The following is a 23627-nucleotide window of genomic DNA, read 5'->3' on the forward strand; positions in this document are numbered from 1 at the left end:
TCAACAACTCAAATCTATATTGACATGTCCCATTTTACGCTTATCCCTGATCTCTTTTTTGCCATATATGGTTAAACTAGCTTTTTTATCGCTCAAGTACCCATGAGAATCGTATATATTACTACCTATTATGTTTTTTGTCATACAAGGAAAGCGTAGCATTACTTCTTGCATAGGTAACCCACATATTACTCTGACTAGCTGTTCAAATTGACTAATGTTACATGCGTCCAAGCTCCAGTGACAAGAATTGTGAGGTCTTGGAGCAAGTTCGTTGACTAGTAACTCATTATCTTCAGTAATAAAAAATTCAATAGCCATAATTCCTACTACATCAAGCACATCTGCTATTTTCCTCGCAACTTGTTGTACCTCTTGAGTTAGCTTACTGTCTATTTTAACTGGTACAGTTGAAGTGTCGAGTATCCCATCAACATGATGATTCTCCGCTATAGGAAAAAAAGCCATCTTACCATTTCTATCCCTTGCAACGACTATCGAAATCTCTTTCATTAAATCAATACTTGCTTCGAGAATATATTGTGTATTCCAGTCAAAAGAAACAAATTGCTTCGCCTCAGAATCGTTATTGATCACATATTGCCCTTTTCCGTCATAACCCATCTCTGTTGTTTTTAGTCTTGTGGGATAGCCAAAAGTTCTATTGCTTTCTAATAGCTCATCATAATTTTGTATATTTTTATAATCAGCGGTTTTTATACCTAAACTTCTAATAAAGTCTTTTTCCCTAAGCCTATTTTGCGCGATGTATAATGCTCTTTTACCTGGATAAAAGTCTACATGCCGTGATACAATATCAACTGCATCACAAGGGATATTTTCAGATTCAATGGTAACTAAATCCACGCTCCGTGCAAAAGATTCAAGCGCTTTTTTATCAGACAAATCTGCTATTGTTAAATCGTCAGCAACAGAGCAAGCTGGATCACCCTCAGCACTAGCAAAAATGTGTGTATTTTTCCCAAGCTTTGTTGCAGCAATAGCAGTCATTTTACCTAATTGTCCACTACCTATTATTCCTATTACTTTTTTGCTAAGCATTGTTTTATGATTATTGCTGCTAATTAGAATACGATAATACGCTTGAAAAATCCAAGGAAATAGTGTATAATTAAGGTGTTGTTTTCCTATCATGATATGACTTTAGAATACGCACTTACTACTAACTCTGTTGAAGTTACAGTTCTGCCAATTTATATCGAGGAACAATCTATCCCCTATGAAAATTGCTACGTATGGATATATAATGTTAAGATAAAAAATAAAGGCTCATCTACCATTCAATTGCTAAGCCGCCATTGGCAAATAATAGATTATAAAGGGGAGGTGAATGAAATTGCTGGTGTTGGTGTTATCGGAGAGCAACCTGTGATTAAACCCGGAGAAGTATTTAAGTATACAAGCGGAACATACTTGAATTCACCATCTGGAATAATGCGAGGTAAGTACGAATTTCTAAATGAAGAAAGCACAAAAACTTTTGAGGTTATGATACCGCCCTTCTCTTTGGATAGCCCATACGTAAACGTTAGGCCGCATTAGGCTTAGCAGTTAAAATTTATTTTTTGTTCTCATCATCAAGTTTAAACAGAACCATTGTAGAGACTAAACCGATTACAATTATCATCAAGGAAAATGGAGCAGCTTCTCTATAACGCTCATCACTTACAAGCTCATATATTCTAGTTGATATAGTTTCAAAATTAAATGGTCTTATAATAAGTGTTGCAGTAAGCTCCTTAATCGTATCCATAAACACAAGTAAAAATCCCGATATTATGCTTTTTTTAATGAGAGGAATATGCACATTCAGGCACGTGGAAATAGGCCCATGACCCATAGTATATGCAGTCCACTCAATTTCATTTGGTGTTTTCTTAAGCCCAGACTCTATTGCCTTGAAAGATATAGCAAAAAAACGAAATAAATATGAATAAATTAAAGCACCAACAGTTCCTACTAAGCTCATTTCCACGATATATTGAGTAACAAAAGAAGATATTTTGCTCAGAAATATTATTATGCTAATTGCAATAATTGCGTTTGGAATTGCATAGCCTAAAGAAATGAAACGTGCTATGTTATTGATTACTTTATTTTTACGTGCCGCATATCCAATCGTTATCGCAATGCTAACTGAGATTAGTGCAGTGATAAATGACAGACTAAAACTATTTGCTATTATGCTATAGAACCTAGCCTCATATATGAAAAATCCCTTCTCTATGCTCCAATATATCAGTGGAATAATTGGTAAAATGAACCCTATTAGTATTGGCAATACACACAGGGTGTAAGTAAGGATCAATGGAATAGTGCCGCTTATATTTCGCTTGTTGTGGTAATCTGCATTAGTATTGATTGCAGAATAGGATATTCCTCTTTTTTGCAGGATTTTTTCAATAGTTATTAGCATTACAATAAAGACCAATTCCGCGACTGCCAAAATAGTTGCTGAATGTTTATCATGCAGTAAAAACCAGGTACGATATATCCCTGTTGTAAAAGTGTCAATTGCAAGAAACTGTGGTGTGCCAAAGTCGGTAATCACTTCCATCAGCACTAAGGATAATCCAGCTATAATTGATGGACGTATAGAAGGTATTATGACAGAAAACAAACTTTGCAATGAAGAGAACCCAAGTGTAGACGCAATAGTAACTGAGTTGCTAACATTTTTTAGGTTCGAGCGGACTAATATGTAAACGTATGGATATAAACTAAATCCCATCACCAACATTCCACCACCTAAAGATTTGATCTCGGGAAACCAATAATCTCCTTTGCTCCAGTGAAAGATTTCCCTCAATAAACTTTGTGTTGGACCTGAAAACTCCAGTGCATTAACGTAAACAAACGATACTATATATCCAGGTATTGATATTGGAAAAAATAAAGCAACCTCAAAAATTCTACTCCCAGGAAATGAAAAAAACGTGGTGAGCCATGCTGGCACCACACCAAATATAAAAGATATACTCCCAACTCCGACCATCAAAATTAATGTATTTAGTATATACTCAGGAAAAAGCGTACTGATAACCCATCCAGAGTTCGTTGATTCTGTAAACAGGATCGATATTAATGACAATATGGGACAGATAAATAATATACTTACCAAAAATAAGAATATATTTTTAAATATTCTTAAAAACATTAAATTAAATCCACACTTAATATTAAAATGTTATATGCAAAAGCTGAAGATATCTAGAGCTGATCTGTTGAATGTCTTTATAATTTTATGTACTATATTTTAAGTTGATAAGTTAATAATTATGAGCTTCGTCATCGCAACTTTCTATCACTTGGTAGAACTTGCTAATTACTATGACATGAAGGACGCAATTAAAACTGCATGCGACAACGTCGAATTAAGGGGTACTATACTGCTTGCAGAAGAGGGCATTAATGCAACTATATCTGGCAGAAGAAACGCAATTGATGAAATATTTGACTTTCTACGCTCTGATTGCAGGCTAAAAAATCTTACCTGGAAAGAGAGTGCAGCAGGATATCAACCATTTAGCAAAATGAAAGTTAGGTTAAAAAGAGAAATTGTAAATCTTGGTGTAAGCAACCTTGATCTTTCCCTTAGAGGTCAATATGTAGATCCAGAGCATTGGGATAACTTTATCTCTCAACCTGATGTTTTAGTAATAGATACACGAAATGAGTATGAAGTGAAATTAGGCAAGTTTAAGAATGCAATTAATCCACACACTCAGTGCTTTCGTGAATTTCCTCAGTGGGCAAAGTCTTTCTCTGGGAGCAAAAATCTGAAGGTAGCTATGTATTGTACTGGTGGCATTAGATGTGAAAAATCTACAGCATATATGAAAAGCCTTGGATTTAACAATGTCTACCATCTTAAAGGTGGTATTCTTTCTTACCTTGAAAGAACTCATAATAAAAATAATAACTGGGAAGGTGAGTGTTTTGTTTTCGATGACAGAATTGCTGTCAATAACTCACTTGCCCCAAGTAATCAAATAGAATGTATATTCTGCTCAAATCAAGTCTCAACCGATGAGCTCAAATCAGTCCCGCGCGGCCAGGTTGTTTGTTCTGGCTGTAAGCCTTGAAGCATTGGAAAAAAGTTTATGCGCTAGGATATTCTTATTTTTCACAATCTCTTCTACTTAACAAGTTCCAAGCTAGGTAAGTTACATTCCAAAAAGCATCTACTTGTACTACCAACCTGAGGTATAGTAAAATTTCAATCGCAAATAACTGAGAAAGGAGCTAGAAGACAACTGACCACAATACTAGAAAGGCACCTAGCTGGCAAGCTTTTGAATAAATCAATTACTTCCTTATTCTTAGCAAAATAAAGCGGTTTTTTATCATTATTGTCTTTTATATTAGTTTGAGCTCCTGCTTCGAGAAGAAGTTCAACCATATCAGTATTATTGAAATAAGAAGCATAGTGCAATGCAGTCCTCCCCAGATTGTCTTGGGCATCAATGTCTGCTCCTGCTCTGAGAAGAAGTTCAACCATATCAGTATCATTGAAATAAGCAGCATAATGTAAAGCAGTTCTTTCCATATTATCTTTGGCATTAATGTCTGTATGCTTGCCCATTAGACGCTCATGGCCTACTGGTTCAACTTCATCATTACAGTACTCCCTTAAAATTTTATATAAATCATAACCTCTGGTACCATTTAACATAATTTTACCTCCATATACACTAATGATTAACAAGTATTTTTATAAAGCTCAACATATTGCATTTACAGAAGAGTTGCAAGATATCTTTTAAGACCTGAACTATGGATTAACTTGATGCAAACTTCTGAAATTCTGAGTTTTTTCTGCATTAATTTTAATAGCATAAAATCATTTTTACTTCGGATATTTGTAAGTTGCTGATATTCAATACTTTTCAACCAGCAATTGATATTAGCAAACTTTCTGTTATGTATGGATTATTGATCGTATAACTTGCTGACTTTCTATTCCTTTTTTTGATATTATACCAAATTTCTAATCCATAGTTGGGGTTTTAAGCATTTATTTTTTATTCTTAATTAACTCTAAAGCTTTTTTCAAATCCATACTTTCAATATCTGCATTTTTGCCTAAGGCAACATTTGTTTTACCGCATTTTATATAGAATCCATACTTACCGTTGCAGATGAAAACTTCTTTTCCTTTTTCATTAAAACCGAGGGACTTTAGCTCTTTACGTGGACTGCTTGCAATAATTTGCGCAGCTTCATCTAATTGTGTTTCCAATACTTCCTTAGAACTCTTCTTAAGGGAAAAGTATCTACCATCATAGAAAATATAGTACCCAAATCTTCCAAGGCCTATTTTTACTTCCTTCCCGGTTTCTGGGTGTTCTCCGATCACTTTCGGTAAGGAAAGTAACTGAGTAGCGGTATTCAGATCAATATCATTAACATTTATATCTTTTGGTATGGAAACCGTTTTTTTCTTTTTTGACTCGTTATTGAACTCCAGATAAAGCCCAAAAGGGCCTTTTTTGATCATCACCTCTTGCCCTGTCACATCGTCTATACCCAAACTTTTTGGGTATTCTGAGTTGTCGTTACTGCCAGTAATTTCTTTTGTATGGGTGCATGCAGGATAGTTAGAGCACCCAAGAAATACCCCTGCTTTTCCAAAGTTCAATTTCAATATACCATCAGAACATTCAGGACATTTTTTACCTATCTCTTTTTTTCCTTCTTCTGAACAAAACCAATCGACTACTAAACTGTGAATACCGCTAAAAATCTCATCATGCGTCATTTGCTTGACAGAGTTTACAAGATTAAAAAACGGTACCCAAAAATAGCCTAGCTCTTTTTTCCAATCTGCACGTCCATTTGAGATTAAATCAAGCTTTTCTTCCATCTGTGCTGTAAAGCTATATTCTACACAACGCTGAAAAAAAGTTTCTAAAAATATAGTAACAATCTTACCACGGCTGCTGGGAATAAATCTTTTATTATCTAATGTGACATACTCACGATCCTGCAAAACTGAAATAATAGTTGCATAAGTTGATGGACGTCCTATGCCAATTTCTTCCATTTTTTTTACGATGCTGGCTTCACTATAACGCGGTGGAGGCTGAGTAAAATGTTGTTTTGGATCAACAGAGATCAGTTTGCACGCTTCACCTTCTTGCAAGGCAGGCAGCATGCCTTCGTCTTCACTGTCTGTGTTATCTCTATAAACTTTATAGAAACCATCAAAAAATATGCTCGATCCACTTGCTCTTAGAATTACCTTCTGATCAGTAGAGCTAATTTCAACTACTACTTGATCTAGAATCGCCGATTCCATCTGACTTGCAATGGTTCTCTTCCAAATCAAATCATACAATTTAAATTGTTCTGGCGTTAAATAGTCTTTGATACTACCTGGCGTTCTGTTTATATCAGTTGGACGAATTGCTTCATGCGCTTCCTGAGCATTTTTGACCTTTTTTATATATTGACGAGGAGACTTGGGTAAATATTTATCGCCATATAACGACTTAATCGACTCTCTGATTGAGTTTATAGCCTCATCTGCAATATAAAACCCGTCTGTACGCATGTAAGTTATCAACCCAACAGTTTCACCACCAATATCGATACCTTCATATAAGTTTTGCGCTATGCGCATAACATTTTTCACATTAAAGTAAAGCTTATTCACTGCATCTTGTTGAAGACTTGAAGTAATAAATGGAGGAAGCGGGTTTCTCTTAACCTGCTTGCGTTCTACTGTGCTTACAGCATATTGCCTTGACTCAATCTCCCCAACTAAGTTCTTTGCTTCCTCTTCATTCTTAATGTCAAATTTTTCTAGCTTTTTATTATCATAGTGGCTGAGCATAGCAAAGAACGTTTCGCTTTTGCTATTTTGCATCTCTGCCTTTATGTTCCAATACTCCTGTGTTATAAATTTACTAATTTCATCTTCTCGCTCGCATATGAGCTTCAGTGCAACAGATTGCACTCGCCCTGCAGATTTGCTTCCTGACAATTTCGTCCATAGCAGTGGCGACAAATTAAACCCAACCAGATAATCTAAAGCTCTACGCGCTTGTTGTGCACGCACTAAGTCCATATTTATTTCACGTGGATTCTTTATTGCTTCTTGCACTGCTCTTTTTGTTATCTCATTAAAAACTACTCTATAGACGTTGCTTTTATCATTAATTGCTTTCCTTTCCTTTAGTGCCTCTATTACATTCCAAGCTATTGCTTCTCCCTCCCTGTCTGGATCTGTTGCAAGATATATATCTGATGTTTTACTTGCTTCCTTTGCCAACTCTTTTACATACTTCTCTGCTTTCTCAACAATCTCATACTTTATGGCAAAATCATTATCTGGATCAACAGAACCGTTTTTCACTGGCAGATCTCTTACATGTCCAAAAGATGCAGCTACCTTGAACTCTTTACTTAGATACTTGCCTATCGTTTTTGCCTTCGCAGGCGACTCAACTATCAATAAAGCCATAATTATTAGTATTTAAAGATAATATGTTGAGGAATATATAATGAAATGTAAAAAAATATTTTAATAGGTCCTGTGAATTTTACACAATAGATTGTTGACCGTCACCAAAATCTTAGACATTGCTATTTTCAAGTAACTTTGAAGGCTTACTGCAATGATATGCGAACGTAGCAGCAACAATCAGACAACAAGTTCCTACTGCTATTTCCACTGCCAGCATTTCTAGGTAATTGTTAATTTATTAATAATTATACAACCTTTACAGCTGCTACGTATAAGCATCCAAGATACCGCGAATGAATCGCGGTGACTTAGACTACAATAACAAAACTTGTGCGGTAGCTCCTACGTACTAATCAACATTACGTTGAAAAGACTTATACACCCCTGATTTAATATTTATTTCATCAAGCAGAGAATTTTGCTCTTCAGAAAATGGAGCTTCTACTTCATTTTCTACACCAGCTTTTTCAACATCGTAACTATCTTCTCTCTTCTTTTTATGCAAAAACCAGCATCCACCCACAGTAACAGCAGCTACTAATAATACTGGCGCTATAATATAAGCACTCAGTGTTGATAATCCTTCTACTGTTGTGCCGATAATCCCTGACTCGTTTGGCAATTGAGGTAATGTCGCATTTGTGCTGCTCAACTCAGAAAATGCTGGTACGTTTCTTGATGTGACTTTACCAGGGGAAAAAGTAACATCTCTTGTCATATCTTGAATATACTCTATATTTTCAGTTGTAATGCCATGACTAGTATTCGAACTTTTTATTTCTTCCATTATGTGTTTGATTTCTTCAGTTGTCTCATCTGGTGCAAGATCAAGTTTTTGTTGTTTTAACGGAGCTGGTTCTACAGCAAAATATTCGCTATCTTCTTGCACCTCGTAGTCAAGCTCTTCAGTAGCGGATTCTTTCAATTGGCTAGAATTGAATAGCTCTGTTGTTGTACTACCGATGGTGCTAGCTGCTCTAATGGCCTTAGTCTCATAGTCAACCGCCTCAGTAGTGGATTCTTCCTGCAAACTAGTTGTTGTAGTCTCTTGACTCAAAAGCTTTTTTAGACCTTTTAGATATCTTTCGTCGAATTTTCTGAAATCATACTCTGTTTTGCTTTTTATTCTCCCACTTCTCAGATCTGAAATAATATTGTTAATCATCAATCTACAATATCCTTCAGGAGTTGGAACCTCTTTTGTTATTCCATTAGTGAAGTATAAGCTAAATGAATTGTCAGATATACTAAGATAATCAATCGTCAACCCCTTTCCTTTCAATGAAAAGTATATTTTTCTTCCTTTTTCTATGTCTTCCAAGCTAGAAAAAATAGTAACTGTTGCCCTTCCCTCGAATGGTGTCATTTCTTCTCTTCGCGAGGCGTTTTTTGATCTTTTTGTCATACATCTATTCCTAAATTTATTAATATTCACTATACTAGCACATTGAAAGTTTCAGTCTATGTCTTTTTGTTAAAATTTTTATGTAAGTATTATTTTTATTATATTAAATAATGTATATATTAATACTCAGAGCGATGAATTGATTTTACTCTCATTACAACTTATTATGCATAGATAATCTCAATAAAAACGATGAAGCTAAATGAAATTAGAGAAAGATTTATAAAGTTTTTTGTAAGTAACAACCATGAGCAGGTTTCTTCTTCTCCTTTGATCCCAGAGCATGACCCTACACTCATGTTTACAAATGCTGGTATGGTGCAGTTTAAAAACATCTTCACCGGTTTACAAAAAACTGAGATGAAACGTGCTGTCTCAAGTCAAAAGTGTTTAAGAGCAGGTGGCAAGCACAACGATCTTGAAAATGTTGGTTATACAACTCGGCATCATACATTTTTTGAAATGCTCGGAAATTTTAGTTTCGGTGATTACTTTAAAAAAACTGCGATAGAACTTGCGTGGGAATTCATTACTGAAGAATTGTCTCTTGACAAAAATAGATTATCCATAACTGTCTATCACACTGATGATGAAGCATATGAGATTTGGCGCAAGGTAAGTGGTTTTTCGGATGATAAAATTATCAAAATTGCAACAGATGACAACTTTTGGAGCATGGGCAATACTGGTCCATGTGGCCCATGTTCTGAAATTTTTTATGACCATGCAAATCCTAATTTACAAGATGACGACAGAGTTGTTGAAATTTGGAATCTGGTATTCATGGAATTTAATAAAGATGAAGAAGGTAATTTACAAAAATTACCAAAAAAATGCATCGATACTGGAATGGGCCTTGAGAGAATAGCTGCCGTAATGCAAAACGTTCATGATAATTATGATATTGATCTATTTTCTGCTCTGATAAATAAGTCGCAAGAGCTCTGTCGAAATACAGAAAATAAAGTAGCTCATAAGATCATCGCGGATCATCTTCGTGCAGCTGCATTTCTTATTGCAGAAGGGATACTCCCTGGAAATGAAGGCAGGAACTACGTACTGCGCAGATTAATCAGAAGAGCGGCACGTTATGTCCACCTGCTTGGACATAATGACTCTCTACTCCATCGCATTTTTCCAGTGCTGATAGATAGCTCAAGCTCAGCTTATATGGGAGATGTTTATCCTGAACTAATCAGAGCTAAAAGCTCAATAGAGACAACGTTAAAATTGGAGGAAGAGAACTTTAAGGATACTTTGATGAAAGGCATTAGTCTCTTGGAAAAATTTACTACAGATTTAAAACCAGGTGATACTCTGCCAGGAGAATCGGCGTTTAAGCTATATGACACTTATGGATTTCCTCTGGATATTACACTTGATATTTTAAAAGAGAGGAAAATAAATTTCGACCAAAAAGGTTTTGATAACGCAATGAAAGAGCAGAAAGAGAGAGCACGTACTAAATGGGCTGGATCTGGCGAAAAGTCCGTTGAGCAAATATGGTTCGATTTGATCGATAAATTTGGCAAAACAGAATTTGTCGGTTATGAGTTTAGTGAGGTAAAGGATGCAAAAGTGATAGCTATAATTTCTCTTAAAAATGAAATAATTGATTCTGCAAAAGAAGGAGAGAAGGCAACCATTATACTTGATAAAACACCTTTTTATGGCGAATCAGGTGGACAGGTGGGGGACACTGGATGTTTTATTGTCATCCCAGTGCCTCTCTTATTGTCATCCCAGTGCTCCGACACTGGGATCCAGATTCTAAACCCAGATGTAATCACAGTGGAAAACACCAATAAGATTAATGACCTATATTTGCACAGGTGTATAGTTAAATCTGGCTCAATTTGTAAAGGTGACACAGTTACAGCCAGTATTGACAAGAAAAGAAGGCAAGACCTAAGAAGAAATCATTCAGCTACACATCTTCTGCACCTTGCATTGAGAAAAGTCTTGGGTGATCACGTAACTCAAAAAGGTTCCTTAATTGCACCGGATAGACTGAGGTTTGACTTTAGCCACAGCACTCAAGTTACTCAGGATCAACTGTTTGCAATAGAAGATATGGTAAACTCCCTAATCAGAGAAAATTTTTCTACATCTACAAAAATTCAGAGCATGAATCAGGCGATAGACGAAGGAGCTATGGCGTTGTTCGGCGAAAAGTATGGCGACCGAGTAAGAGTGGTAAGCATTGGAGATTCAAAGGAGTTATGTGGCGGCACGCACGTGGAGCGCGCTGGAGAAATTGGCTTGTTTAAGATAGTAACAGAATGTTCTATTGCATCTGGAGTAAGAAGGATCGAAGCTTTGACCGGTCAAGAAGCAATTAATTATGTGCGTGATAATGAAATCAACTTGAAAAAAGTTGCAGAATCCGTAAAAGCGCCAGTAAACGAAATAATAAGCCGACTCAGTATTTTAAGCCAAGATCGTAAGGAATCTGAAGCTAAAATAAAAAACCTTTATAAAAAGCTCGCAAGTGCAGAGAACGTAAAAAGCACCGAAATAAATGGGGTAAATTTCATAAGCCATGCTTTCATTGACATTCCAGCGAGCATAATAAGGGAATTTGTTCTGCAGCAACAAAAACCACAAACTGTAATAGCTTTCACAGCAACGGAAAAAAACAAAACAGTGCTGATTGTCAAAGTAAGTAAAGACTTAACTGATAAGATCAGCGCAAAAGAGCTGGTATCTACCGTAACTGGAAGGGGTTGCAGTGGAAACGCTGAACTTGCTCAAATGGGCTGCGATAACGACAAAATCATCACAGCTATTTGTAGTAAAGCTGTAAAGGAACTAAGCAGCTAGTGCCCCCTGCTCTAGCTGTGCTACGTTTACTTCATTTAACTTCTTGCTAACGTCTTTTGATTCATCTTTGCTAATCAATGTAAATTCAATGTCCTGAGATGTATGGTCCCAGAGAGTGATGGTATGGGTTTAGTATAAATAAATCAGGAGATTTTGTCCACTGAGAACATATAAATTCAAAAGGAGTAAGACCATTGAGAGTTTTAAGTCTTTTAGCGTAATTGTAGGCCATAACAAAGTCATAAAGATGATCTTTGAGTTGTTGATGTAACCGATAATAATATTTCTTTACAGTAGCATTTTTTAAAGTTTTGTTCATACGTTCAACTTGCCCATTCGTCCAAGGATGGCTGATTTTTGTTAGACGATGTTCAATGTCATATTCTTGACAAACTCTATCAAATATGTGTTGGAAAGATGACGCTTCTGATTGGTAAATTGTATGCCGTTGTCGGTCAAAACGGTGTGAATTTTATACGGTAGAATTTTAATCAAATGACGTAAAAACTGAGCAGCTATGGGTTTTGTAGCACTTTTATGTAACTCAACATAAGTAAATTTGGATGTTCTATCTATAGCAACAAATAGATATAGTTTTCCCTTCTCTGTTCTAACTTCTGCAATATCAATATGGAAATATCCTATAGGATATTGTTTGAACTTCTTTTTTGTTTTAGCTTCACCATCAACATCTGGTAGTCTACTAATGTTATGCCTTTGTAAACAGCGATGCAAGCTAGAACGAGTTAAGTGAGGAATTGTAGACTGCAAGGTATAAAGGCAATCATCTAATGGTAGAAGTGTATGCTTGCGAAATGCAACAATTACAGCTTCCTCTTCCAGAGTTAAGATAGTTGATCTTGGATGCTTTGGACCCATATCAGCATCTTGGGTAAATGAGCGTTTTCTCCATTTTATAATAGTTTTAGGATTTAGGTTATAATATTTGGAGAGCTTTGCTATGCTCTCTTTACTATTTTGTATTGCTCTACGAATTGCCTCTGTTGTTCGGGCGCACCCATGTAATACTTGTCCCATAACTCCTCCTTCGATGGTATTTTTTTCTCATATTTTATCATACCATCACTCTCTGGGACCATACATCAAGTATTCCGCTCGCTACATTATACCAGGAGGTAAAAAAGTCAGATTTGTAATCTTTATAATGAAATATATTCAGCGGAATGTCAAAACTAGCAGCCATATCCTCCAAAGTAGCAACAGCCTTTTTTCACCTAAGTCATTGTTACTTGAGCCAACAATTTCTTCATAACCTGCAACAACATTATTCATATTATACCTCACTTTAAAGTATACACGAGTATTAAAAATTTTGCAACTTAATTAATATCTTGATTTTTAATACTAACAATTAAATCTTGATATTCCTTGGAGTAGAAGTTGGTTCCAATTTCTACATTCACTCCTAGAGATAAGGCAAGTGTCTGCTCTTTTATGTACTCACTCCAAATATTCACCGCTTCTTTAATCTTTTCATCCTTTGTCTTGATTATTACTCCGATTCTATCTGATATATGAAAATCAGCTTGTTTTCTAGTCTCCTGAATAAGCCTCACGACATCTCTTGCGAGCCCTTCTAAAATTAGTTCATCATTTAATTCAGTGTTTAGGATAACAATCCCTTTGTTGTTATCAAACACAGCAGAATATTCACTGTTTGCTTTTAGTAATAGTTCATATTCACCTTTTTCTACAATATAGTTCTCTGATTCATCTCCCAAGAACACTTGCTCATTATCAATTTGTTTCCACTTTCCCTCTTTGACATATTGAACTAATTTTTTGATCTTGTCAGGAATCCTTTTTCCAAGCATAGGGAAATTCAGTTTTAGCTCTAGTGATGCAGTACCTTCAAGTTTGTTCACTAACTCTAGTTTTTTTACATTTACCTCATCTTTTATCATCTCTTGGTACTCATTTGAGTCTTCAGCACACTGGATCCCAGTGTCGCGCACTGGGATGAAAGAAAACGGCTCATCCTCAAGAAAACTACAGGAAGACTGATGATAAATGATCATACTACCAAGCGGTTGCCTGATACGTATGTTAAAAGTGTTCCTAATAGAGAGCGCAGCATTGCACACCTCTCTTACCAAATCCATCTTGGTAATTATTTTATTATCATACCCCTCTAGTTGTGGAAAATCAGCCAAATGAACAGACGTTTCTTTATATTTAAGCCCTTGCCATATAGTCTCCGTTATAAGTGGCAATAGAGGAGCTGCAGCCCGAAGTATGTAGTAAAAACCTGTATATAGAACGTTATAAGCGTCAATCTTATCCTGATCTAAATCACTTTTCCAAAAGCGTTCGCGATTGCGACGAATATACCAATTATTTAGCACTTCGAAAAAATCCACCAGAATGTTGCAAGCCTCTTGGGAATTATAATTGTTCATAGAAGTTTGAATGCCTCCTACAACTTCAAAACATTTGGCAATCATGTAACAATCAATAGTGCTTTGATAATCCTTACAAATTTCAGCTTTAATTCCATCCGCGTTTGCATACATGGTAAAAAAGTGATAACTGTTCCAAACAGGTTTTATTACGTTTCTCAGAACGTCTCGGATTGAGTTTCCTTCTTTATTAAGCAACAAATTTCCACCACAAACAATCGATCCAGAAAGCATAAGAAAGCGCAGCGCATCAGAACCATATTTATCAAAAACCTCCATTGGATCTGCATAATTATTCAAACGTTTGGATAATTTTTGTCCTTTTATATCGAGAACTACGCCGTGGCATATGCAATTCTTAAATGGTTCACTGTCAAATAAAGCAGTCGAAAGTACAAAAAGCGTATAGAACCATCCTCTTGTTTGTGCTATATACTCGGTAATAAAATCTGCAGGAAAATTGTTCTCAAACCATTCTTTATTTTCAAACGGATAGTGGACTTGTGCAAATGGCATTGAACCAGATTCAAACCAACAGTCGAATACGTCAGGTACACGGCGCATAACTGACTTTCCGGTTGGATCATCAGGATTTGGTCTTGTTAAAGTGTCAATAAATGGTCTGTGCAAATCATTCACTTTAACGTTAAAATCTCGCTCTAGTTCTGCTACCGAGCCGTACACATCCACTCTTGGGTACCGAGCATCATCTGATTCCCATACAGGAATCGGTGTACCCCAGAATCGATTACGTGAAATTGACCAGTCGTGCGCTCCTTCAAGCCATTTTCCAAATTGACCATCTCTTATATGGTTTGGTATCCAATTAACTCTCTTATTGAGCTCTACCATTCTGCTTTTGAATTTTGTCACAGCAACATACCAAGAAGGCATAGTGCGATAGATCAAAGGAGTATCAGTTCTCCAGCAGTGTGGATAATTGTGAATATATTGCTCAGTTTTGAACCAATTTCCTTGTTCTTTCAGCTTCTTTATTACTGTATCGTTAGTATCAAAAACATGAACTCCAGCTAAATCTGAAACTTCAGCAGTAAATCTTCCACCGTTATCAATTGGACAAATGGCTGGAATATCATGGCTTTGGCATAGGTAAAAATCTTCCTCACCAAATCCAGGAGCAGTGTGCACAACACCGGTACCATCTTCTGCTGTAACATAATCAGCAATGAAAACGCGAAAAGCATTTTTTGTATCTTTAAAGTAATCAAATAGTGGTTTATAAGAAAGACCTGCCAGATCATTTGCTTTAAGTTTTATATTGCAATTTTCATATGGAATATTGTTTTGCTTAGAGTGGCTGATAAATTTCTCTAGGTAGCTTTCAGCAAAGATATATATTTCACTATCCACTAGATTTTCTTCATTGCCCTCTGTTGTCATCCAAGTAGCCTCCTCTTCTGTCATTCCGGCACTCTTTTCTGTCATCCCAGTGCTTGACACTGGGATCCAGGTTTCTTTCTCTCCAGACAGCGTCACACGCTGGCATGACACCAAGGAGGGAACTAACACTGCACAATACTCAATGTCTTTCCCTATTGCCAATGCTAGGTTACTCGGCAACGTCCAAGGAGTTGTAGTCCAAGCAAGCAGTTTACATTTTTGTTTAAACTGCTTTGGGTTTTCTAAAAGCTCAAATGCTACAGTTACGGCCTTGCTAGTTTTTTCTCTATATGCATTATCAAGTCTTGTTTCAAAATTAGACAGTGGAGTTTCGCATGCCCAGCTATAGGGAACAACGCGTACTGATTCATATACCAGATTCTTGTTATAAAGCTGCTTAAATGCCCACATAACTGACTCCATGAATGACTTATCCATGGTTTTATAGTCATTATGAAAATCTACCCACCTTGCTTGTCTATTTACATATTTCTCCCATTCTGATGAAAATTTCATCACAGAAGTACGACAATGATTATTGAATTTTTCGATGCCGAATTTTTCTATCTCAGTCCTACCAGATATTCCAAGTTCCTTTTCTGCACCCATCTCAGCCGGCAACCCATGGCAATCCCAACCAAACCTACGCTCAACTCTTTTTTGTAGCGTGGTTTGATATCTTGCAAATGCATCTTTGATGAAACCAGTGAGTAAATGTCCATAATGTGGCAGTCCATTTGCAAATGGAGGTCCATCGTAAAAGACAAAACAATTATCCTTGGAACGTTCTTCAACTGACCGCTCAAAAATTTTGTTTTCCTGCCAAAATTTTATGATTCCCTTTTCCAACGATGGAAAATCAGGACTGCTAGTTGTATCAGGATAATGCTTTTGCTTCATGTTCATTTTGGTTGGACAAAACCAAAGAATATAGGGCTTTTTGGAAAATTACAAACTCAAAAGAATGTAAATCTCATTTCTATAAACACTAACTTAGGTTTTAGTGCAATAAACCTAATATATGAAGGCAATTTTGGAAACTCTGATTTGTAGAGAAATGTTAGGCATAGAAAGCCTTGGAATTTTTATATGGAGATTGCTGATACATGCTGCGTTTTATGCCAAAATGCAACTAGGTGACCAGTATTAAGCACTGGTATTACAGAAAAAAGAAGCTGTTTAAACAGCAAGGAAAGCAGTGCTTAAATAATAAAAAAGATACTGCCCTCCTGGTAAACTCAAATCACAACACTCACATGACTGTGCATATTGCTTGCAATTTTTTTCAGAAGGACAAAAGAGGCAGACTAATCTACCTCTTTTTTTGCTTATTTTCTTGTTTGCTCCGCAGCAGAAACTTCGTAAATAAAAAGTTTATCTAAATGAGTGTTGATCTCTTGATAATCATTATTATCTTTAAAACCTAATTCTGCCATCTGCTTGCCTGGCTCGATTTTTTCGAACTTACCGTCTTTTTTCACTTCTAATGACACTACCGGTAAGAGTAAAGTATCGCCTAGCTCTTCGTCAGGCTTATCACCAAAAATAAAACGGTAATGCTTGCCTCTTAAGCTGCGTTCCCAACATTTACCCTCTATCTCTTTACCTTTTCCATCTTTATACTTATAGCTTTCCATTTCTTTGAACACTTCTCTTTTGAACTGTAATACTGGTTTACCATCAATACCTTTAATAATCTTCGGAGCTTTTACAGCAGATACTTCGTTATTTCTGATAATGCTATAAACTGCTAAACCAATTAGTGCAGCAGAAACAGTTGCTAATATACCTATTCCAAGTGGTGTAGCTGCAAAAGCTGCAAGTGGAGCTAAAGCTGAAGTTGCAGACACCCAATACGGTGCTGAAAGTGCTACTGCTGCACCTACAATATACATTGAAGTAAGTACTACAAGAGCAGTATTTGTCTTGTGGAGTTGACCACGATGACTTTTGAAAGTTCTCAAAATTGACATTATTAACCTCTTTGATAAATCATTAATATACTAAAGTTATATGTAAAAATCACCTTAGTCAAGAAACTTTTTACGCAAAAACCAACTGATAGGCAGCGTCTGTCTACATTACCTACCACTTGAGCCAAACCCCCCTGCATTTCGGTCAGTTTCTTCTATACAAAATTCCTCTGTACTATTCCAAACTACCCAAAATGCAGGAGCAATAAGGATTTGTGCAATCCTATCTCCCCTTTTTATTTCATAAGGTTGATTGCTTAAATTAATCAAGCAAACTTTAACCTCACCTCGATAATCAGAATCTATAGTACCTGGAGAATTTAAGACAGTGATTCCATGTTTTGCAGCAAGACCAGAACGCGGGCGAACTTGTCCTTCAAAACCATTTGGTACCGCAATTATAATTCCAGTTGGAATAAGTAACCTTTCGAGTGGATTTAAAACCACAGGACTATCCAGTGCTGCATAAAGATCCATACCAGCACTCTGCGCGGTTGTATAACATGGAAGAGGCAGATCTTCTCCATGCGATAATTTTTTTACTTCTACTTTAATTTTACTTCTTTGCACTCTACCTACCGAAGCTCAAATTATAACATGCAAATTGTACTCATAAAAGTGATACAGCACAGCAATCAACATTCAGCTACAAATCATTCACAATTGACACACTAAAGTTACTCTCAGTAAACAAATCAACTATAATATTAGGTGTTTTACCATCAACTATATGAGCAATTCCAGCACATTCTTCTACCATTTTAATACACGCTATAAGCTTTTCAATAAGTTTTTCTCCTTTAATTTTGCCACAATTCATCGATGTGTTTAAATTTTTAACAGATATTTTCCTACTACCAATTCTATCTATTTCTTCTGTATCGCTAAAGATTATCATTTTAGATGCAGAAACTGCAACTGCTATTGCACTTGCAACACTGTCTGCATCAATGTGGTACGTTTCTCCATTTCCTCCGTGGCCGATAGGTGCAATAACTGGTATGAAATCTGATTCCTCAATAAAAAATAACACATCAGGATTAATTTCGGTTGGTGTACCAATGAACCCCATGTCTAATATTCTCTCGATATTGTTTGACCCATTTTCCTTAAGCGTAGTGCTCATTTTTTCGGCTTTTATTAGGTTGCCGTCTTTTCCGCATAATCCGATAGCTGAGCCACCAGCAGAATTTATATGCTGGACAATTTTTTTGTTAACTGAGCCACACAGTGCCATCTCAATGATTTTCATAGTATCTTTGTCTGTAAGCCTGATATCATTAACAAACTTACTGTTGATACCTAAGGTTTTCAGCACAGAGTTAATTTCACACTCGCCGTCATGGACTATGACTGGATTTATACCAAGCTGTTTCAGCAAGACAACATTGTGCACAAAAGCATTGAACAGAACCTCATCTGAAATTACTACACCGCCACATTTGATAACGAAAGTTTCCCCTATAAAGTTGGGTATATTCGATAGCACTTCAAGTAATATTTCCGCTTTTTGCTTAAATGATACCTCACCACTTGAAAATTCACTGCTCTTCATTCCTTTATCTTGTAAACTTGAAAAATTCATCTCTTACCTTGGTTGTTTTACACTTAATACGGGTACTTATTTGATGAATTGACACATTTTCATTACTAATCCATTTTTGAGTACTTTCTAAAGTAGTGTCGAGATTTTTTTGACCTACTTTGTCTATTTTTGTTAGCACAACATCAAAGTTAACATTATTATATGTTAACCAATAAATAAAGTCTTTGTCTATTTCTTTTAGCCCCACCTTGCTATCTACAAGCACAAACACTCTTCTTAGGCTTCTTCTTTGAGCTAAATAATATTCAATCAGATCTAAATACCGTATTGTTTCTTCTTTGCTCGCACAAGAATAACCATACCCTGGCAGATCAACAAGTCTAAACTTATCATCATACATAGAGTAAAAATTTATTTGTCTAGTGCATCCAGGTTTAGAAGAAACTCTGGCAGCTTTTTTGCTGTTTATAAGCAAGTTAATTAGGCTGGATTTTCCTACATTTGATCTACCGGCAAACGCAATTTCCGGAACCGATTCATCTGGCAATGATTTTATGTCTGAAGCTCCGAATATAAAATTGCTATTTGATGTCATCTTTCTTGCCATTATTATAGAAATATCTAAGGTAGTATGTATATTATAATGTTATTGCTTGATGTAAAAAATTTTTTATTTCAAGTATATGTTATTTACTAAGATAGTTAAAATATTAGACTTGAGCCGTATGGACATAGAAAACAATTTACAAGATTTAAAGAAAAAGTTTAATGATATAGAAGGAAAATTAGAAAATCCTGTCGATTTAAGTCAAAAAGAATTTATTAGCCTCTCAAAAGAATATTCCGAACTTAGACCAATTATTGAGATAATTAATGAGTACGATACGCTAAAAAAGGAAATTTCAGACCTAGAGGAAATAATAAAAGATGAAAATAGCGAATATGATATAAAAGAGTTAGCAAAAGAAGAACTTCTCGAAAAGCAAAAGTTATTGTTACCAGAAGTAAAAACCAAGCTAAAATTAGCGCTACTACCAAAAGATGAAGATGATTCGAGGAACGCAATACTAGAGATTAGAGCAGGTACAGGAGGAGAAGAGGCAGCATTGTTCGCAGCAATGCTATTTCGCATGTACCAAAAATACGCGGAAAGAAGAAACTGGAAATTTGAACCAATAAGTATTTCTAGCACAGGTATAGGCGGTTATAAGGAAGCTTCTGCACTTGTTAATGGAACAGAAGTTTTTGCAAGACTGAAATTTGAATCAGGAGTACATAGGGTACAGCGAGTGCCAGAAACCGAATCTTCGGGAAGGCTGCACACTTCGGCAGCTACTGTTGCCATATTACCCGAAGTTGAAGAAGTAGATTTCAAGATAGAAGAAAAAGACTTACGAATAGATGTTTACAGATCTAGCGGCCCTGGGGGACAATCAGTTAACACAACCGACAGCGCAGTAAGAGTTACTCACCTGCCGACAGGAATAGTTGTAATACAGCAAGATGAAAAATCGCAGCACAAAAATAAAGCTAAAGCACTCAAAGTGTTAAGAGCAAGACTATATGAAATTGAAAGACAAAAAAAAGAAATGGAAAGATCGACAATGAGGAGAAGTCAGATTGGCTCTGGAGATCGTTCTGAACGCATAAGAACTTATAACTTCCCACAATCAAGGATAACAGATCATAGGATTAATCTAACTTCACATCGACTAGAACAAGTTATAAAAGAAGGTGAGCTAGATGAATTTATTGAAGCATTAATTTCACGTAACGAAGCAGAAAGGTTAGCGGGAGAGAGTTAATGTTATCTTTTGAACTACAATATTTCACTTAGCGTGCAGGTACATGCATATTCTATTGTAGTGTTTTTCAAGTTTTTTACAGAGCCATCACAATTCTAGCCTCTTTATAGCTGAAATATAATAATTATTTTTTATACTTTCATTGATTTCTTTACAGATATTAATACAATATCAACTAATAGTGATGGTAAAGAAATGCGTAACAGTGCTAATAATATAAGTGATAGGGTAGTGAAAAACTTAAATAAACTAGCCTATAAAGGACAAATAAATAGATTTAGAGAAACATTTTATGACCTCAGTTACCATCATAAGCAGTGCTACCTTCACACAACAATAGTAAAATGTCATGCTAAAGTTATGTACTGCATATTGAGTTCAATAAAAAGAGATGAAGCACTTAGTGTGCTTTACGATTTGTTTCAGGAAAAGAAAGGATTTGCATTTAACACACTCGATGTCATTGCTCATCAATCTATTTTTTTATTTAGAACTCTATTTAGTCAGTTGAATTCTCAACAAAAAGAAGATTACAAGATATATTTAGAGATAAAATCGACAGTTAGTGCTAAGCACATTTTGGAGCGTTTTTATTCAAATGATAAAAGGAAGCCTAAAGCAGAAAACTCTAATGCAAAGAATTTTAATACAGATCATAGATTGTTAAGGCAAAGAAAAAAGCCTACTCAGAATAGACTTTTACCATTAAATAATTCTGCAAATTTCCTTCCAAACTCTGCAGAAGAGACAACCGATCAACACGAGATAGAACCCCCTACAGTTAATTTGAGTGTAACACCGGAAGAATATCAAGATATACTTTCAGAGTCCCAGTCATTGGATGAGTTGATTTATTGGACAACCGGAGAACAGCTATCAAATAGCCTTCAACTCTCAACATTAGAAAAGTTTAACGAACTAGAAGAAGTAATTATAGAGCCAGCAGTAAAACGTCAACGCGTATTGTGACAATAACTGGAGATTAGAAAATCTGTGTACCGACATCTTTTCCAGGCCTTAAAAGCAGCAAATAGGCAGTAAAAATAAATGCTAGCACTGATGCGGACAAAACAAGAATAGCTGTACTGATTACTTGACCGTTGTAAACACAGCTTGTTAAGCCAATAAAGGCTGCCATGATGAAAGCTCTAAGAAATGAAACTGCAGAAGAAGCTGTACCTCTGATTTCAGGGAAAACATTCAATGATGCGTTAAAAAGCACTGCCTGGCACACTGCGCAACCGATACCAAAAATGACCATAGATAATGTTACTAAGTAGAAAGAATAAGGTGTGGTTATACTAAATATAAAAAGCAATATAGATCCAATCATAATCACACCTGTGCCATAAGCTACACACTTTATTGCTCCAAGTTTTTGCAAAATTTTACCGGTAAGTAGACTGACAAAAGAGAAGGACCCGACTATTGCACCTTGATGCAGTGAGTAAATCGTGCTAGATAAACCAAAAGTTTCCATATACAAAAAAGGTCCACAGGTGATAAATGACATATAAGCAGCAGAGAAAAAGCTCATTATCAAAGATGACGCCATAAATCTTGAACTCAATAATAGCTTCCCATAGTCTTTTATCATTTTTTTCACACTAAAAATATCGCGGTCCTTTTTCGTTTCTGGCAAAGCTAAAAGCAACAAAGCCCAAGAAAGCAAACAAATTACTGCAACACTTGCATAATTGCCACGCCAACCGACGATCTCATTGATGAAACTACCTAACACTGGCGCGATCGCCATGACGATTGTTAGAACAGAGTTCATGATTCCAATGAATTTTACCGCTTCGTCACCTTTGTAGCTGTCTGCAACAATCGCAAATACAACCACGGATGTGCTGACACCAATGCCCTGAACAAAGCGAGAGATGAAAAGCCAAAAAACTGACGGTGCGAAAACACACCCAACAGCCCCGACAAGTAGCAAAGTGTTGCCTATGATCATGATTCTCCTCCTACCATAGCATTCAGACAATGGACCAAAAAATAGTCCTCCTATGCAAAAACCCAGAAAGTTATAGGCAATAGTTAACTGAATTGTACCTTCCGACACATTGAAATAGCGCACTATGTCTGGAAAGCTAGGTACAGAAATATCAATTTCAATAAACGTGGCGATCAAAGATAGGATCAACAGAAAAGGTAGTAACATTTAAAATTTTCAACTAATAGACAAAAGTAGCGTATTTAAAATATTTAGCAAAGAATATTTTCGTCCTCATTTTAAAATATTCTACATATTAGAAAAATCTTGCATAGCAAGGCGCTGAAAAAAGGCACTTGATAACCCTCGCCAGTCCACTTGTCATTACTATGGTTATAGTAATGAAGCATTTTCTTTAATTTTACTAGTTTGTAGACACCCTCTTAATATAAAAACAGACAAATTTTTTCCTAACTTTATAGAGAAAATTACTTCCATTTTCTTTAAACTTAATTACAATGATAAGTTAGAGATATTTTTAGAGTTCAAAAATTTATCTTTGTCTGCAGGCTTTACGCTAAACAATTAAATTCAGTAAAAAGTGTATCTATTCTAGCAAAAGGTTTGTAGGTGCACATATATTCCTGCGCTTCACTTTTCCTGAATCTTCTCTACAGGAGGACCATTATGTTCAGCATTCTAAACTACGCTTACAGTTAGCTTAAGCTTTGTATAGGCTTAAGCGTTAATACACATAAAAAACCAAAAGGCGCCTATGGTTTTTGACATTAGACGGCAAACCTTATGCACTAACACGGGATTT

17 protein-coding genes and 2 pseudogenes are annotated in these 23627 nt (G+C 35.9%); 5 read left to right on the forward strand and 14 right to left on the reverse strand.

The window, feature by feature from the left end; genetic code table 11:
• Nucleotides 1–1062, reverse strand: coding sequence for a 5-(carboxyamino)imidazole ribonucleotide synthase (locus tag HF196_RS00875; RefSeq protein ID WP_168456232.1), 1062 nt, complete (start codon nt 1060–1062; stop codon nt 1–3).
• A gap of 96 nt (nt 1063–1158) precedes the next feature.
• On the opposite strand from HF196_RS00875, the gene apaG reads away from it, so the two are divergent.
• On the forward strand, nt 1159–1563 hold the full coding sequence (gene apaG, locus HF196_RS00880) for a Co2+/Mg2+ efflux protein ApaG (RefSeq protein ID WP_168456233.1): 405 nt from the start codon (nt 1159–1161) through the stop codon (nt 1561–1563).
• Nucleotides 1564–1579: 16 nt separating this feature from the next.
• Here the strand turns inward: apaG and HF196_RS00885 are convergent, their stop codons facing one another.
• Entirely contained in the window at nt 1580–3178 is a 1599-nt protein-coding gene (locus HF196_RS00885) for an ABC transporter permease (protein ID WP_168455411.1), read from the reverse strand.
• Nucleotides 3179–3299: 121 nt separating this feature from the next.
• Here HF196_RS00885 and trhO point away from each other — a divergent pair, with 121 nt between their 5' ends.
• On the forward strand, nt 3300–4106 hold the full coding sequence (gene trhO / locus HF196_RS00890; RefSeq protein ID WP_168455412.1) for an oxygen-dependent tRNA uridine(34) hydroxylase TrhO: 807 nt from the start codon (nt 3300–3302) through the stop codon (nt 4104–4106).
• Nucleotides 4107–4240: 134 nt separating this feature from the next.
• Here the strand turns inward: trhO and HF196_RS00895 are convergent, their stop codons facing one another.
• From HF196_RS00895 to HF196_RS00905, 4 genes are all read right to left on the reverse strand, one after another.
• Nucleotides 4241–4696: an ankyrin repeat domain-containing protein gene (locus HF196_RS00895; RefSeq protein ID WP_168455413.1), complete on the reverse strand. Its 456-nt coding sequence runs from the start codon at nt 4694–4696 to the stop codon at nt 4241–4243.
• Nucleotides 4697–5038: 342 nt separating this feature from the next.
• A complete protein-coding gene (gene topA, locus HF196_RS00900) occupies nt 5039–7489 on the reverse strand; it encodes a type I DNA topoisomerase (protein WP_168455414.1) in 2451 nt (816 codons plus the stop codon).
• A 112-nt stretch (nt 7490–7601) separates the two neighbouring features.
• Nucleotides 7602–7709: a TomO hydrophobic C-terminal domain-containing protein gene (locus HF196_RS06155; protein ID WP_458694641.1), complete on the reverse strand. Its 108-nt coding sequence runs from the start codon at nt 7707–7709 to the stop codon at nt 7602–7604.
• Between the two features lie 132 nt (nt 7710–7841).
• Complete coding sequence (locus HF196_RS00905) at nt 7842–8897, reverse strand: hypothetical protein (protein ID WP_168455415.1); 1056 nt, start codon at nt 8895–8897, stop codon at nt 7842–7844.
• A gap of 192 nt (nt 8898–9089) precedes the next feature.
• Between HF196_RS00905 and alaS the strand changes: the two genes are divergently transcribed.
• Nucleotides 9090–11720, forward strand: coding sequence for an alanine--tRNA ligase (gene alaS / locus HF196_RS00910; RefSeq protein WP_168455416.1), 2631 nt, complete (start codon nt 9090–9092; stop codon nt 11718–11720).
• An 85-nt stretch (nt 11721–11805) separates the two neighbouring features.
• Here the strand turns inward: alaS and HF196_RS00915 are convergent.
• The 7 genes and pseudogenes from HF196_RS00915 to yihA form a co-directional block, all read right to left on the reverse strand.
• A pseudogene (locus HF196_RS00915) lies at nt 11806–12758 on the reverse strand (IS481 family transposase).
• A 302-nt stretch (nt 12759–13060) separates the two neighbouring features.
• On the reverse strand, nt 13061–16441 hold the full coding sequence (locus HF196_RS00920) for an isoleucine--tRNA ligase (protein ID WP_168456234.1): 3381 nt from the start codon (nt 16439–16441) through the stop codon (nt 13061–13063).
• Nucleotides 16442–16524: 83 nt separating this feature from the next.
• Nucleotides 16525–16649: pseudogene (locus HF196_RS05860) on the reverse strand (IS982 family transposase); the annotation flags it as partial.
• A 220-nt stretch (nt 16650–16869) separates the two neighbouring features.
• Complete coding sequence (locus HF196_RS00925) at nt 16870–17514, reverse strand: hypothetical protein (protein ID WP_246198568.1); 645 nt, start codon at nt 17512–17514, stop codon at nt 16870–16872.
• A 108-nt stretch (nt 17515–17622) separates the two neighbouring features.
• Nucleotides 17623–18084, reverse strand: a complete 462-nt coding sequence (dut, locus tag HF196_RS00930) for a dUTP diphosphatase (protein ID WP_168455417.1) — start codon at nt 18082–18084, stop codon at nt 17623–17625.
• 76 nt (nt 18085–18160) lie between these two features.
• Nucleotides 18161–19069 (reverse strand): acetylglutamate kinase, encoded by a 909-nt coding sequence (argB, locus tag HF196_RS00935; protein WP_168456236.1) that lies wholly within the window; start codon nt 19067–19069, stop codon nt 18161–18163.
• A gap of 4 nt (nt 19070–19073) precedes the next feature.
• Nucleotides 19074–19670, reverse strand: a complete 597-nt coding sequence (gene yihA, locus HF196_RS00940; protein WP_369799943.1) for a ribosome biogenesis GTP-binding protein YihA/YsxC — start codon at nt 19668–19670, stop codon at nt 19074–19076.
• Between the two features lie 115 nt (nt 19671–19785).
• Here yihA and prfA point away from each other — a divergent pair, with 115 nt between their 5' ends.
• Together prfA and HF196_RS00950 are read left to right on the forward strand one after the other, a co-directional pair.
• Complete coding sequence (gene prfA, locus HF196_RS00945; protein ID WP_168455419.1) at nt 19786–20865, forward strand: peptide chain release factor 1; 1080 nt, start codon at nt 19786–19788, stop codon at nt 20863–20865.
• Between the two features lie 195 nt (nt 20866–21060).
• The gene (locus tag HF196_RS00950; RefSeq protein ID WP_168455420.1) at nt 21061–21834 is read left to right on the forward strand and encodes a hypothetical protein; all 774 of its coding nucleotides are present in this window, start codon (nt 21061–21063) and stop codon (nt 21832–21834) included.
• Nucleotides 21835–21847: 13 nt separating this feature from the next.
• Here HF196_RS00950 and HF196_RS00955 read toward each other — a convergent pair whose 3' ends face one another.
• Nucleotides 21848–23032 carry a multidrug effflux MFS transporter gene (locus tag HF196_RS00955; protein WP_168455421.1) on the reverse strand — a complete coding sequence of 395 codons (1185 nt, stop codon included), beginning with the start codon at nt 23030–23032 and terminating at the stop codon, nt 21848–21850.
• Nucleotides 23033–23627 lie beyond the last annotated feature (595 nt).

This window comes from Wolbachia endosymbiont of Ctenocephalides felis wCfeJ, assembly GCF_012277315.1.
Classification (GTDB): Bacteria; Pseudomonadota; Alphaproteobacteria; order Rickettsiales; family Anaplasmataceae; genus Wolbachia.